This is a genomic window from Brenneria corticis, from assembly GCF_003115855.1.
GTDB lineage: Bacteria > Pseudomonadota > Gammaproteobacteria > Enterobacterales > Enterobacteriaceae > Brenneria > Brenneria corticis.
In genome coordinates, this window is record NZ_KZ819077.1 from 67,074 (window position 1) to 79,816 (window position 12,743).

Sequence of the window (12,743 nt, forward strand, 5' to 3'; positions counted from 1 at the left end):
AAACGCTGCGCTAGGCGGTATGGGCTTTACCCCTCGTCTTCTTCCTCGCCCGCCGCCTTGCGGCCGCTGAGGCCATACTCCCGCAGCTTATTGGCTATCGCCGTGTGCGACACCCCCAGCCGCTTCGCCAGTTTACGGGTGCTGGGATAGGTCTGATATAGCCGGGTCAGCACCGAGCGTTCAAAACGCTTGCTGATATCATCCAGCGACCCCTCCAGCAACTCTTCGCTCTGCGGTATCTCGACCGAAAACGCGGGCAGTTCGATATCCTGCATCCGCAGCTCATAGCCTTCCAACTGCGTCAGCGCGCGGTAAATGGCATTCTTTAACTGCCGTATATTGCCGGGCCAGCCGTACTGCGGCAGGAACTGATGCAGATCGGCGGCCAGCCTGGGCCGCGCAATGCCCTGCTCATCGGAAAATCGCGCCACGAACAGTTCCGTCAGCGGCATGATGTCCGCCGGGCGTTCGCGCAGCGGCGGCAACGTCAGGGTCAATACATTGAGACGATAATAGAGGTCTTCGCGAAATTCTCCCCGCTGCACCATTTCCAGCAGGTTTTTCTTGGTGGCGCAGATAACCCGCACGTCCACGTGCATTTCGTGATCTTCGCCAACCCGGCGAAAGGTGCCGTCATTGAGAAAACGCAGCAGTTTGATCTGCATCTGCGCCGACATTTCGCCCACTTCATCCAGCAGCACCGACCCGCCGTTGGCCTGCTCGAAAAAGCCCTTCTTGCCTTCCAGCGCATTGGGATAGGCGCCCGGCGCATGGCCGTAAAGCTCGCTTTCCATCACCTCGTCAGGCAGCGCCGCGCAGTTCAGCGCCAGAAAAGGCTGCTTGCCTCTGGGACCGCGCAAATGGCAGGCGTGGGCCAGCATATCTTTACCGGTGCCGGTCTCCCCGACGATCAGCAAGGGCGCATCCAGCATCGCCAGCTTGCGGGCCTGGTCGACCACGTGGCGCATTTTGGGGCTGACCGCCACGATATGCTCAAATTCGCTATCGTCGTTAACCGACAAATCCTGCAACTGCCGCCCCATGCGCGCCGTGGACTTAAGCATCGCCAGCACGCCCGCCGTCGACTCTTTCCCTCCATCATCTTCCAGACGGATGGGGGTAATCTCCAGCAGAAAATCCTGCCCGCGGATCACCACCCGTTCGGTTACCGGCCCGCCGCCCCGCTCCAGCCAGTCGGCGAAGCTATACCCGCTAATCAGCTGCGCGATGGTCAGGTGGCGAAGTTTATCCGCGCCGACGTCGAACAAGGCGACGGCCGCCGGGTTGGACAGCTCGATCTTGCCTTTCATATCGAGCGACAGTACCGGCTCCGGCATCGATTCCAGCAGCGCGTTCAGCGCCCGGTGCTCGCGCTCGGAAGGCATGCAGGCCACGGTGCGCACGTCGCTTACGCTTTCAATCCGCCGGATTTCCGCCATCAGCAGGCGAAAATCATCAAAATCCAGCGTGGCGAAGTTCAGATAAATGCGGCCGGCCGGGTCAATCTCTATGCCGCGCAGGTCGATATTGCGCGACGCCAGCAGATCCAATAATTCGCGTGCCAGGCCAATACGGTCTTCACAAAAGACTTCCAAACGCATCAAGAACTACCTTCTTCAACGGGGAGACAGGCTAATAAGTTCCGATAATACTCTTTCGCCCAGGCGGGATGAAGCAGGTGTCAGCAAAAGTTGACACTCTGCGGGATCTTTTTTTCCAAAACGGATCTCCAACGCCCACGCCATCTTTTGACAAAGGCGCATAACCTATACCGGTTTTTATATTTGTTACTGCGGCGCGCACTTCATAGAATCGCGCTTAACGCCACTCGGCGCGGCAGAGTTCCAGCCCATCGCCAACGTAACGGCGGCATAAATCCGATAAATGCGTTTAGCTGACGCGATTTCTCCCGTGTTGACCTCGTCGTCGAGGTTGTTCCTACCAGGGGTGTTAATAATGAATCAAAAAAATCTTGCCATTACCTTTGGCGCGCTGGCCGTGGCGATTAACGTTATCGCCGGCAGCATCGTCGACCATTTGAAAATTCCGTTCCTGTTCCTTGATACGGTGGGCACCATCTTTATCGCCGCGGTTTTCGGTCCGCTGTGGGGGGCGCTGGTGGGGTTATTGACCAATCTGGTTTTGGGCGTCACCACCAGCTATACCGCCATTCCCTTTGCCCTGGTCAATATCATTGTCGGCCTGGTGGTCGGCTACAGCGCGCGCAATGGCTTTCGTCTCTCATCCGCGCTGTTTTCCGGCATTCTGCTGGGCTTTTTATGCCCCGCCGTGGGGACGGTCATCGCCATCGGCCTGTTCGGCGGATTAACCGGCGGCCTGCACGACGTGGCGGTGCTGTGGCTGAAGCAGGCCGGAACCAGCCTGTTTACCGCGGCATTTCTGCCGCGCCTGGCCGAAAACCTGGTGGATAAGATTCTGTCGGCGCTGCTGGTCTATTACGTAGTGAAAAATCTGCCGCCATCGCTGCTGCACCGCCCCGGCTATGCATTGAAGGAACCCGCCCGTGCAAAGGAGTAGAACGGTTATCGTCACCTCCCACTGCGTGATCAACCAGAATGCGGTGGTGGGCAGCCTGGCGCGCAGCCGCGGTATGATGAAATCGGCGGTCGACTGGATGTATCAGCAGGGGTACGGCGTGATCCAGCTTCCCTGCCCCGAATTCACCTTTCTCGGCCCGACGCGGCCGCCGATGACGGTAGCGGGATACGACACGCCGGCGTTTCGCGCCCATAGCCGCAAAATTCTGCTGCCGGTGGTGGAACAGTTGAAAACCTACCAGGATAACGGCTACGTCATTGCCGGCGGGTTGGGGATTGCCGGCAGCCCCTCCTGCGATCCGGGACGGGGCGTCTTTATGCAGGTGTTTCTGGCGCTGCTGGCGGACGCCGGGGTGCGGATCGATTTTTTCTGGCAGATACCGCAGACGGAAGACGGCGTGTTCGATCCCAACGTACCGGAGAGCGTTTACGGCCCGGTCGAGCGCCGCTCCCGGCGCAGGGCGGAAAAAATCATCGCCCGCCTGACGCCACAAGACGACGCCCGATGATCGCCGTTCATAACGTCACCTTTTGTTACCATGGCGCCGCGTCCCCGGCTTTGTCGCAGGTATCGCTGGAGATTCGCCCCGGCGAGTTCATCGCGCTGCTCGGCCGCAACGGCTGCGGCAAATCGTCGCTGGCCCGGCTGTTGAACGGTATCGAACTGCCGTCGCAGGGACAGGTCGTCGTCGACGGCCGGTCCACCGCGGACAACGACGCGATTCCGGCCATCCGCCGGGCGGTGCAGATAGTGTTTCAGAACCCGGAAAATCAGCAGGTGGGGATCACCGTCGGCGAGGATATCGCCTTCGGCCTGTCGAATATCGGTTGGCCGCAGCGGGATATCGCCCGCCGGGTGGCCTGGGCCATCCAACTGACGGGGCTGGACGCGGAGCAACAGCGCCCGGTGGCGCAGCTTTCCGGCGGCGAGAAACAGAAGCTGGCGCTGGCCGCCGTACTGGCGCTGGCGCCGCGTTACCTGATCCTGGATGAAGCCACCTCGATGCTCGACCCGGCGGCGAGACGCCAGTTTGTCGCCACGCTGCATGAAGTAAGAAAACACACGCCCTTCGCGCTGATCTATATCACCCACCACCTCGACGAAGTGCTCGACGCCGACCGCTGGATACTGTTCAATCAGGGGCGACAGCTGGCCGACGCGCCGCCGGCGGAGCTGCAAACCCAGCTCGAACTGTTGCACAACTGCGGGCTGGAACTGCCCTATTATCATCACCTCGCCGCGCTGCTGCGCCAGCGCGGGATCCCCGTTTCCCTTACCCTGAACCCGCAGGAGCTGATGGCGCTGTTATGAAAATAACCCTAAGCGATGTGGCCTTCAGCTATGGCAAAAGGCGCGGAAACCGGCCGCCGGCCGGCGCGCCGCTGCTGGAAAATATTTCCCTTACCGTTGAGCAAGGCGAAATGCTGGCGCTGGCGGGAAAGTCCGGTTCGGGCAAATCGACCTTACTCCAGTTGATAAAAGGGTTTATCGTCCCCTGCGCCGGGCAGATCCGCCTGGACGGGTTGAATCCCCACGCAGAGCGCCGGAGGGAATGCTTCGATCGCATCGGCTATATCTTTCAGTATCCCGAACACCAGCTATTCGCCAGCACGGTTTTCGCTGATATCGCCTTCGGGCTGCGCCATCGGCGTCTTGATGAGGCGACAAAACAGGAGAAGGTGCGCCAGGCGATGGCGGCCGTGCAGTTGGACTATGACGATTTCAGGGACCGCAGCCCTTTCGAACTGAGCGGCGGCGAGAAACGCCGGGTGGCGATTGCCGGCATCGTAGTGCTGGAGCCGGAGGTGCTGATACTGGACGAACCCACCGCCGGGCTGGATCTGCAATCCCGCGACGCCCTGTTCCAGTTGCTGCACCGTCTGAATCGGGAAAAAAACCTGACGGTTATCTGGGTCAGCCATCAGTTGGAGGAAATCGCCCAGCACGCCGCCCGGCTGGTATTTATCCGCAACGGCGCCATTCAGGCGGACGGCCCGCCGGCGACGCTGTTCGCCGATGCCTCTTTACGCCGGACCTGCGGTTGGCAAGAGCCGCCGGCGCTGGTCGTCGGCCGCTTGCTACGGGCCGCCGGACATCCCGCTGCGGGATGGCTGTCGCCGCAACGGGCGGCGGACGCCATTATCCGGCTGCGCGGCCGTTATCCGCACCACGAAAACGCCCCACGGGAGCCCTGATGTCGGACGCCTACGGTTTGCTTTATCAGCAGCGAGGCTCCTGGCTGGAGCGCCGCGATCCGCGGGCGAAAATTATCGCCGTTCTGCTGGCGGGCGCGGCGCTGCTGCTTACCCAGCATCCCGGCTTAAAAACCTTGCAGCTCCTGCTGTTGCTCACCCTGTGGGCCGTTGCAGGACTGCCGTGGAAAATGCTGCTGCTGACGCTGCTCTCCCTGTCGCTGTTCTTTGTTTCCACCATGATTTATCAGGCCGTGCTGACCGCCCAGCCGGGGGAGGAACTGGTGACCTGGGGCGGGATCGCTTTTTCCGCTCAGGGCGTCGTGCGCGGCGTGATGATGTGCGAGCAGATTGCCGGCATCGTCTTGCTGTTGGCGCTGCTGGTCAGAACCACGCCCCCGGTTCAGCTGGCGGAGGGGCTGGAAATTCTGCTCGGCGGTCTGAAGAGATGGCGCTTTCCGGTACACGAAGCGGTGATGATGTTTTCCATCGCACTGCGCTTCCTGCCGGGCCTGTTCGAAGAGTTCGACAAGATCCGCAAAGCCCAGCTGGCGCGCGGCGGCGGTTTTCATCGCCAAAACCTGTTTATCCGTATTCAGGGCATCTTTCCCATGCTGATGCCGCTGTTCGTCACCTCGATCCTGCGGGCAAAAGATCTGGCCGTCGCCATGGAGTCACGCTGCTATCGCGGCGACGTCGGCCGCACGCCGATCAGGATTTACCGCTTTCATCGCGCAGATTACGCGCTGCTGGCGGGCGCGGCGCTGGAACTGCTGGCGGCGGCGCTCTGGCGCTGAAAGCCGCGGCGCTCTGCACCTCGCCGCCGGGGAAATAACCCGCGCTATTTGGCCCTTTGCAACGTGGCCTTCACCTGCCCGATGAGTTCGCGGCGAAAATCGCCCAGCCGCGGTTTGTCGCCCAGCCAGGGCAGCGGCCGGCACAGCTCCATCGCTTTGATGCCCAGGCGGGCGGTCAGCAGTCCGGCGCCGATGCCCTGCGCCGCGCGCGCCGACAGCCGCGCCGCCAGATCCTGCGACATCCAGTCCATGCCGATCTCGCGCACCAGTTCCGACGCGCCGGCGAAAGCGATATTGAGCAGCACCAGACGGAAAAGACGAATACGGCTGAAATAGCCCAGTTCGATGCCGTACAGCGCGGCGATGCGGTTTATCAGCCGCAGGTTGCGCCAGGCGATAAACGCCATATCCACCAGCGCCAGCGGGCTGACGGCGATCATCAGGGTGGATTCCGCCGCCGAGCGGCTGATCTCCCGCCGAGCCTGGCTATCCAGCACCGGTTGCACCAGCCGGGCGTACAGCTCGATCACTTCACGGTCGTTATGGGTTTCGTGCAGCGACGCCTGCCAGCGCTGCAACGCGGGATGGCCGTTATCCAGCCCCGCCTGGCGGGCCAGCTTTTCACAAAACTCGCGCCCGCGTCCGATGCCGTGGCTGTGCAGTAAATCACCGGCGATATCCCGCTCTTCCGCCCGCTGACGCAGCCGGTACAGGCGCCGCCACTCAACGGCGATCGACCCCACGCCCGCCGCAACGATCAACGCGCCGGCGGTAATGCCGCCCAGCGCGATCCAGTCCTGCTGTACCCAGGAATTATGCAGCGATTGCACCCCCTGGGCGACGGCGCTGACGCCGAACAGCGCCAGCCCGGCCATCACCATGCGCCGCCACAGGCTGCGTTTGGGGCGTAACGCCGCGCTGACCGCCTCTTCCGCCACGCCTTCCTCGGGCACTTCCTGCTCGCGGGCGACCGGTGAAAAATACTGCGCATCCTGCTCATCAAAGGCCAGGCCGGCGCGTAGCTGCGGCTGAGGCTCCGCCGGCGCGGCGTTATCGAACGTCATGCGCGGCTTCAGTGGTTCGTTCATCGCAATTTATCTCCCAACAAAAATTCCATTACCGTATCCAGGCGGATGTGCGGCAACGGGGTGTCCACCGTCATTTCACGCGGACGAAACTGATCGAAATGAAATCCCTGCTCTTGCCAGAATGCCGCGCCCGGCAGGCGGGCCGGCACTTCCCCAGGGAAAACCGTCAACGGCTGACCGTCGCTCAGGCGGTTGCCTTTCAGCGCCGGGATTTTCTGCCCCTGATGCTCGATAACCCCGCTTTGCGTCGATTGAATCGAGGCGATGCCGGCGCAGTCCATGCTGATCCCTTCAAAGGCGGCGTTCTGCCAGGCTTCCTGCACCAGTTGCTGCAGCAGCGACACCAGATTGGCATGCTGGTCGGCGGTAATGTGATCCGATTTACTGGCGGCGAACATCAGCTTGTCGATACAGGGTGAAAACAGACGCCGGAACAGCGTGCGTTTGCCGTAATGAAAGCTTTGCATCAGTTGGGTTAACGCCAGCCGCATATCGTTAAAGGCGTGAATGCCGCTGTTCAACGGCTGCAGGCAGTCCACCAGTACGATCTGACGATCAAAACGCACGAAATGATGCTTATAAAAACCTTTCACCACAGACTGGCAGTAATAGTCGAAACGCTGACGCAGCATACCGATATTGGTTTTGGCGTCCGCCTGCGCCAGCTTGGCCTCGCCCAGCTTATCCACCTGCGGCCACGGAAAAAATTGCAGCACCGGCGCGCCGGCCAGATCGCCCGGCAGCACGAAACGTCCCGGCTGAATAAAATGCAGCCCTTGCTGTTTGCAGCGCAGTAAATAGTCGGTATACGCCTGGGCAATCGCCGCCAGCCGGTTTTCATCCGCCGGCGCCAGCGGGTCGAGCCGTTCGCACAGCGCCAGCCAGGGTTTGGCCCACTCGGCGCGATCGCCCTGCAACAGCCCGGACATCTGGCGCGACCAGCTCAGGTAGCTTTGCTCCAGCAGCGGCAAATCCAGCAGCCACTCTCCGGGGTAATCGACGATTTCCAGATACAGCGTGGAAGTATCTTTAAAGTGCCGCAGCAGCGAATCATTGGAGCGATAGCGCAGCGCCAGGCGGATTTCACTCACTCCGCGCGTCGGCGTCGGCCAGTCGGGGGGCGAACCGTATAACGCCGCCATGCCTTCATCATAGGCAAAACGCGGCACGCCGAGATCGCGCTGCGGCACGCGTTTCGCCCCCAGCAGCCGCCCTTCGCGCACGGCGGAAAACAGCGGCAGATGGGCGCCGCTGTGGATATTCAGCAGTTGATTGACAAAGGCCGTAATAAAGGCGGTTTTCCCGCTGCGGCTCAGCCCGGTGACGGCCAGCCGCAGATGACGATCCACACCGCGGTTAACCAGCGAATTAATCTCATTTTGTAATCGCTTCATTGGATAAATCCTGACTCCTTGATACTTGTTTCCGTCTGGCAAGTCGTACCGGCGCCGGCGGCGATAAATTACCCGGCTCCGCCACGAGACTCGCTTATTTCGGGGCAATCGGCAGCGCCGGCATGTAAACCCGCAACATCACCGTAGCAATCAAAAGCATTGTCTCATCCATGAAGTACCTTTTTATTTAGTTGAGACGAATGCTGCGTTTGTACATGAAATTATGCTCGCTAACAAATTGAGCGTAAATTATGGCCGTGGGGAAAACAGTCAGGCTCGACGCGACGTTATCCTGTGGTAATGAACCGGACGGATAGCATCGGCGTCGTAGGTGTTCTGGCTTAGAGCCGGCGGAAACGGTTCTCTACGCCAAAGGTATCGGAGGTGACATAGCGCTCGATATTACGCAGGCGCCGTTCGCCGGCGTTCAGGGTGGCATCCGCGTCGTCCAGCAGTTGTCGCGGAGTGTGCGGCGACGCCGTCTGGTAGCTGCCCGCCGGCGCCGGCTCAAGCATAAAGCTGAGGATGATATAAGCCAGTATGGTGAAGAAGAACAGGCCGAAGAACATCGACAGCACCACAATCACCCGCAGCAGCTTTACCGGCACGTCGAAGTAGCGGGCCAGCCCGGCGCAGACGCCTTTCAGCATCCCTTCTTCCGGTATGCGGTATAAGGTTTTACCCGACCAAGTATTTTTCATTACGATTTTCTCCAGTCCGGATGTTCCGCGTCCAGAATTTCTTCCAGCGCCTGAATGCGTTCGCGCATGCGGCGGGCCTCTTCCGTCAGCCGCGTCAGACGCTGCATGTCGTTTTGTCCCAGTTGAGCATTGTTTTGCTTGCGCTGACTGTAATGCAGCCAAAGCCATATCGGCGCCACAAAGAGAAAGAAAATGGTCAGCGGTATGGCAAGAAACAAAGCACTCATCGTGTCTCCTTAGTTATTATGTTCACCGGTGGTCCCCGTTGCTTTCGCCGCGGGGAGCGACGGCCGCCGCCAACCTTGACGGCAGCCGGTCCGGTTATTCTGCTGGTTTAACTTTAGCTTTAAGCGCCGCCAGTTGCTCGCTGATTTCATCATTGGCCCGCAGTTCGGCGAATTGCTGATCCAATGATTTTTGTTTGCCAATCCCCACGCTTTCGGCTTCGGCCTCGATGGTATCGATACGGCGCTCAAACTGTTCAAAACGCGCCAGGGCTTCATCCAGTTTACCGCTATCGAGCTGACGGCGTACATCGCGTGACGACGAAGCGGCCTGATGGCGCAGCGTCAACGCCTGCTGACGGGCGCGGGTTTCGCTCAGCTTGTTTTCCAGCTCGCCGATTTCGCGCTTCAGCCGCTCCAGCGTTTCATCCACGTTTTCCGCTTCGTGCTGCAGTATCGCGATCAGGTCGGTCAGTTTCTGTTTTTCAATCAGCGCCGCCCGGGCCAAATCGTCTTTATCTTTGCGCAGCGCCAGTTCGGCTTTTTCCTGCCACTGGGCCTGCTGCGTCTGAGCCTGATCGATACGGCGGGCGATCTGTTTCTTTTCCGCCAGCGCGCGCGCCGAGGTGGAACGCACTTCCACCAGCGTATCTTCCATTTCCTGGATCATCAGCCGCACCAGCTTCTGCGGATCCTCGGCCTTATCCAGCAGCGAATTGATGTTGGCGTTCACGATGTCGGCAAAACGAGAAAAAATACCCATAATCAAATCCTCTTAATGATTTCCAGCGTCTGTTACGCCTGATTTATTATCACCACCGTGCAGTAGCGATATGGATATTCTTATCAATAAGCGTGCCAATTTTTGTTTATCTGTAACTTATTGAAAAATAAAGAAGGAGAAATTTTGACTATTTGCCGACATCCGCTAGATTAGTCAAATAAGCCAACTATTGGTAAAAATCACAGGATGAAAATCGATGTCCCAGGAAAAAGAGAATTTATTGGGGGAAGCCAACAGCTTTCTTGAAGTGCTGGAACAGGTTTCACAGTTGGCGCAGCTCAACAAGCCGGTGCTGGTTATCGGCGAACGCGGCACCGGCAAAGAGCTGATCGCCAGTCGTCTTCACTATCTCTCCCCCCGCTGGCAGGGCCCCTTTATCTCGCTGAACTGTGCCGCGCTGAATGAAAACCTGTTGGACTCCGAACTGTTCGGCCATGAGGCCGGCGCCTTTACCGGGGCGCAGAAACGCCACCTCGGCCGTTTTGAACGCGCCGACGGCGGCACCCTGTTTCTTGATGAGCTGGCCACCGCGCCCATGCTGGTGCAGGAAAAACTGCTGCGGGTGATTGAATATGGCGTGCTGGAGCGCGTCGGCGGCGGCCAGTCGCTACAGGTGGACGTCCGGCTGGTGTGCGCCACCAATGACGATCTTCCCGCGCTGGCGGCCAGCGGAAAGTTTCGCGCCGACCTGCTGGACAGGCTGGCGTTTGACGTGGTTCAGTTGCCGCCGCTGCGTGAGCGCCGGCAGGATATCATGCTGCTGGCGGAACATTTCGCCATCCAGATGTGCCGCGAACTGCACCTGCCCCTGTTTCCCGGCTTTACGCCCCACGCCCGCGACACGCTGCTGGGCTACGCCTGGCCGGGAAATATCCGCGAACTGAAAAATGTGGTGGAGCGTTCGGTTTACCGCCACGGCAGCAGCGATCGGCCGCTGGACGTCATTATTATTAACCCGTTTCGCAAAACGGCGTCCGACGCCGAAACCGCCGCCGACTCGGCGCCGGGCGGCGGCGTTGCCGATTTCCCGCTGGATATGAAGCAGTGGCAACGCGCCCAGGAACAGGCGCTGCTGGAACAGGCGCTGGCAAAGGCGCGCTTTAACCAGCGCAAAGCCGCCGAGCTGCTGGGGCTGACCTATCATCAGCTGCGCGGACTGCTGAAAAAACACGCCATCGTGGTCAATGAATAAGAGAAAAAACCATGCAGACTTTGTTATCCCCTCGTTTAATTCTGCGCCAGTGGCAACCGGCCGATCGCGTTGCCTTCGCCGCGATCTGCGCCGATCCGCAGGCCATGGAATTTCTTCTCCCGCTACCGACGGCAGACGACAGCAATGGATGGATTGACCGGCAAATCGCGCACCAGGCGACATATGGCTTTTGCTTTTGGGCGCTGGAGGATAAAACCACCGGCGATTTTATCGGGACGGCGGGCCTTGTCCGGGTTGGCTATGATGCGCACTTCACGCCCGCCGTCGAGATAGGCTGGCGCATTGCCCGCAAATTCTGGGGCAAGGGATACGCGCCGGAGGCCGCGCGCGCCGCGCTGGCATTCGGTTTTAGGCAATTGAAGCTGGATGAGATTGTCGCCACCACCGTCGCCGCCAATGTGAAGTCACGCCGCGTTATGGTCAAGCTGGGCATGACGCATGATGACGCCGACGATTTCGACCATCCACGGGTGCCCGACGGGCATCCGCTCAAATCGACGATGTTATATCGGTTGTCGCGCGAACAATGGTTGAAAAAATAGCGTTGATATTTTCAACGCCGATCGCCATGCATCGCATGCCTGACATCACATCAGGCTCAAGACTACAGCGACTCGCGCCGCAGCAGCGGACTGGTTATTTTGGTGATGTCGGTGTGTTCCTGACGATTGATGATGTGCAATGTGGATTGCCGACCGATTTCATAGTGCGGGAGCTGTACGGTGGTCAACGCGGGCAGGAACAGATCGCCGATGCCGACCAGATTGTCATAGCCGAGAACCGCGACGTCTTGCGGTATGCGAATGCCTTTCGACAGTAACGTCTGGTAAACCAGAAACGCGATGCGGTCGTTGCCGCACACCACGGAATCAAAGCGCGGTTTCCCGTGATCGAGATATTGCTCGATAATCGTCACGGCATCGAGGTAATACTCGTCGCCAAGGCGCAGATGATGTTGCCAGAGCAGTTCGGGATCGAGAGAAAACTCGCGGCAGGCGCGCTCAAGCCCCTGCCGGCGCCGGGCGCTGGCCAGTCTCTCCCGCGGCAGATGGATGCACAGCGGTTTACGGTAGCCCGCGCAGAGCAACGCGTACACGCCGTCATACTGCCCCTGTTCATCGTCCGGTATGTAACTGGCCACGCCGCCCTGCTCGCTTTCGCAGTTCGCCAGCACGCAGGGCAAACTCAGCAACTTCTTCGGCACCGGCACCGTGCGCAGCCCCATGGTGGTGTAGATAATGCCGGCGGGCCGATGGGATAGCAGTAAATCGACGATATCGTCCACGCAGTCCGACATAAACATGTTGACGACAAAGCTGTTCCAACCATGAGCGCGGGCCGTTTCTTCAATCGACAGGGTCATTTCGACTGAAAATGGCGTGGTCACGGTATCCAGCGCCAGCACGCCGATGGTCTTGGGAGTCGCCCTGGCGCCGCGGATTTTTTTCGCCGACAGGTCGGGTACATAATTCAGTGCTTCAATGGCCTGCTTAACCCGCTGATAAGTTTCCGGCTTCAGACTTTCCGGACTGTTCAACGCCCGCGATACCGTCATCAGGGAAACATTCGCCAGCTTTGCCACATCTTTTAAAGAAGCCATACCGTCCCTTATTCCCGTGCTGAATGCACAAAAGTCATCGCCTATCCGCCCGCGGATAAACCGGCCCGATGCGGTTATCGCCGGAATGCGCTCGATTTCAGATGTTTATTATATTCATGCCGTTAGCGCCCTGATAAAGCGATTTTTACTCATAAACATGACCGCGATCGCATAAAACCAATGTTAACGTT

At 59.5% G+C, this 12,743-nt stretch carries 14 protein-coding genes; 7 read left to right on the forward strand and 7 right to left on the reverse strand.

The features are described from left to right. Positions 1-26: 26 nt before the first annotated feature. The gene (gene tyrR, locus DDT56_RS09600; RefSeq protein ID WP_136166233.1) at positions 27-1,601 is read right to left on the reverse strand and encodes a transcriptional regulator TyrR; all 1,575 of its coding nucleotides are present in this window, start codon (positions 1,599-1,601) and stop codon (positions 27-29) included. 355 nt (positions 1,602-1,956) lie between these two features. Here tyrR and DDT56_RS09605 point away from each other — a divergent pair, with 355 nt between their 5' ends. From DDT56_RS09605 to DDT56_RS09625, 5 genes are read left to right on the forward strand one after another with little or no spacing between them, the layout of a single operon-like run. Then, positions 1,957-2,538 (forward strand): CD3073 family putative ECF transporter S component, encoded by a 582-nt coding sequence (locus tag DDT56_RS09605; protein WP_136166234.1) that lies wholly within the window; start codon positions 1,957-1,959, stop codon positions 2,536-2,538. Continuing rightward, on the forward strand, positions 2,525-3,067 hold the full coding sequence (locus tag DDT56_RS09610) for a CD3072 family TudS-related putative desulfidase (protein ID WP_136166235.1): 543 nt from the start codon (positions 2,525-2,527) through the stop codon (positions 3,065-3,067). Before DDT56_RS09605 ends, DDT56_RS09610 begins: the two co-directional genes overlap by 14 nt. Beyond that, positions 3,064-3,870, forward strand: coding sequence for an ATP-binding cassette domain-containing protein (locus DDT56_RS09615; RefSeq protein WP_136166236.1), 807 nt, complete (start codon positions 3,064-3,066; stop codon positions 3,868-3,870). The genes DDT56_RS09610 and DDT56_RS09615 overlap by 4 nt, the downstream gene beginning before the upstream one ends. Further along, the gene (locus DDT56_RS09620; protein ID WP_136166237.1) at positions 3,867-4,754 is read left to right on the forward strand and encodes an ATP-binding cassette domain-containing protein; all 888 of its coding nucleotides are present in this window, start codon (positions 3,867-3,869) and stop codon (positions 4,752-4,754) included. Before DDT56_RS09615 ends, DDT56_RS09620 begins: the two co-directional genes overlap by 4 nt. Further along, positions 4,754-5,548: an energy-coupling factor transporter transmembrane component T family protein gene (locus DDT56_RS09625; protein ID WP_136166238.1), complete on the forward strand. Its 795-nt coding sequence runs from the start codon at positions 4,754-4,756 to the stop codon at positions 5,546-5,548. The genes DDT56_RS09620 and DDT56_RS09625 overlap by 1 nt, the downstream gene beginning before the upstream one ends. A gap of 44 nt (positions 5,549-5,592) precedes the next feature. Here the strand turns inward: DDT56_RS09625 and DDT56_RS09630 are convergent, their stop codons facing one another. The 5 genes from DDT56_RS09630 to pspA all read right to left on the reverse strand — a co-directional run bounded on the left by DDT56_RS09630 (position 5,593) and on the right by pspA (position 9,718). Continuing rightward, on the reverse strand, positions 5,593-6,636 hold the full coding sequence (locus DDT56_RS09630) for a YcjF family protein (RefSeq protein WP_136166239.1): 1,044 nt from the start codon (positions 6,634-6,636) through the stop codon (positions 5,593-5,595). Continuing rightward, the gene (locus DDT56_RS09635; RefSeq protein WP_136166240.1) at positions 6,633-8,030 is read right to left on the reverse strand and encodes a YcjX family GTP-binding protein; all 1,398 of its coding nucleotides are present in this window, start codon (positions 8,028-8,030) and stop codon (positions 6,633-6,635) included. Before DDT56_RS09635 ends, DDT56_RS09630 begins: the two co-directional genes overlap by 4 nt. A 341-nt stretch (positions 8,031-8,371) precedes the next feature. Then, a complete protein-coding gene (pspC, locus tag DDT56_RS09640; RefSeq protein ID WP_136166241.1) occupies positions 8,372-8,731 on the reverse strand; it encodes an envelope stress response membrane protein PspC in 360 nt (119 codons plus the stop codon). Then, on the reverse strand, positions 8,731-8,958 hold the full coding sequence (gene pspB / locus DDT56_RS09645; RefSeq protein ID WP_136166242.1) for an envelope stress response membrane protein PspB: 228 nt from the start codon (positions 8,956-8,958) through the stop codon (positions 8,731-8,733). Before pspB ends, pspC begins: the two co-directional genes overlap by 1 nt. A 94-nt stretch (positions 8,959-9,052) precedes the next feature. Further along, on the reverse strand, positions 9,053-9,718 hold the full coding sequence (gene pspA / locus DDT56_RS09650) for a phage shock protein PspA (protein WP_009112484.1): 666 nt from the start codon (positions 9,716-9,718) through the stop codon (positions 9,053-9,055). A gap of 217 nt (positions 9,719-9,935) precedes the next feature. Between pspA and pspF the strand changes: the two genes are divergently transcribed. Both pspF and DDT56_RS09660 read left to right on the forward strand, forming a co-directional pair. Then, entirely contained in the window at positions 9,936-10,931 is a 996-nt protein-coding gene (gene pspF, locus DDT56_RS09655; protein ID WP_136166243.1) for a phage shock protein operon transcriptional activator, read from the forward strand. Positions 10,932-10,942: 11 nt separating this feature from the next. After that, a complete protein-coding gene (locus tag DDT56_RS09660) occupies positions 10,943-11,494 on the forward strand; it encodes a GNAT family N-acetyltransferase (RefSeq protein ID WP_136166244.1) in 552 nt (183 codons plus the stop codon). A gap of 62 nt (positions 11,495-11,556) precedes the next feature. On the opposite strand, the gene DDT56_RS09665 is transcribed toward DDT56_RS09660, so the two are convergent. Beyond that, the gene (locus DDT56_RS09665) at positions 11,557-12,552 is read right to left on the reverse strand and encodes a LacI family DNA-binding transcriptional regulator (protein ID WP_136166245.1); all 996 of its coding nucleotides are present in this window, start codon (positions 12,550-12,552) and stop codon (positions 11,557-11,559) included. Positions 12,553-12,743: the final 191 nt, after the last annotated feature.

Bases quoted from the DNA above. Each gene is read 5' to 3' on its own strand.
- tyrR (WP_136166233.1), bottom strand. From the start codon at position 1,601: ATGCGTTTGGAAGTCTTTTGTGAAGACCGTATTGGCCTGGCACGCGAA.
- DDT56_RS09605 (WP_136166234.1), top strand. From the start codon at position 1,957: ATGAATCAAAAAAATCTTGCCATTACCTTTGGCGCGCTGGCCGTGGCG.
- DDT56_RS09615 (WP_136166236.1), top strand. From the start codon at position 3,064: ATGATCGCCGTTCATAACGTCACCTTTTGTTACCATGGCGCCGCGTCC.
- DDT56_RS09620 (WP_136166237.1), top strand. From the start codon at position 3,867: ATGAAAATAACCCTAAGCGATGTGGCCTTCAGCTATGGCAAAAGGCGC.
- DDT56_RS09625 (WP_136166238.1), top strand. From the start codon at position 4,754: ATGTCGGACGCCTACGGTTTGCTTTATCAGCAGCGAGGCTCCTGGCTG.
- DDT56_RS09630 (WP_136166239.1), bottom strand. From the start codon at position 6,636: ATGAACGAACCACTGAAGCCGCGCATGACGTTCGATAACGCCGCGCCG.
- DDT56_RS09635 (WP_136166240.1), bottom strand. From the start codon at position 8,030: ATGAAGCGATTACAAAATGAGATTAATTCGCTGGTTAACCGCGGTGTG.
- pspC (WP_136166241.1), bottom strand. From the start codon at position 8,731: ATGAAAAATACTTGGTCGGGTAAAACCTTATACCGCATACCGGAAGAA.
- pspB (WP_136166242.1), bottom strand. From the start codon at position 8,958: ATGAGTGCTTTGTTTCTTGCCATACCGCTGACCATTTTCTTTCTCTTT.
- pspA (WP_009112484.1), bottom strand. From the start codon at position 9,718: ATGGGTATTTTTTCTCGTTTTGCCGACATCGTGAACGCCAACATCAAT.
- pspF (WP_136166243.1), top strand. From the start codon at position 9,936: ATGTCCCAGGAAAAAGAGAATTTATTGGGGGAAGCCAACAGCTTTCTT.
- DDT56_RS09660 (WP_136166244.1), top strand. From the start codon at position 10,943: ATGCAGACTTTGTTATCCCCTCGTTTAATTCTGCGCCAGTGGCAACCG.
- DDT56_RS09665 (WP_136166245.1), bottom strand. From the start codon at position 12,552: ATGGCTTCTTTAAAAGATGTGGCAAAGCTGGCGAATGTTTCCCTGATG.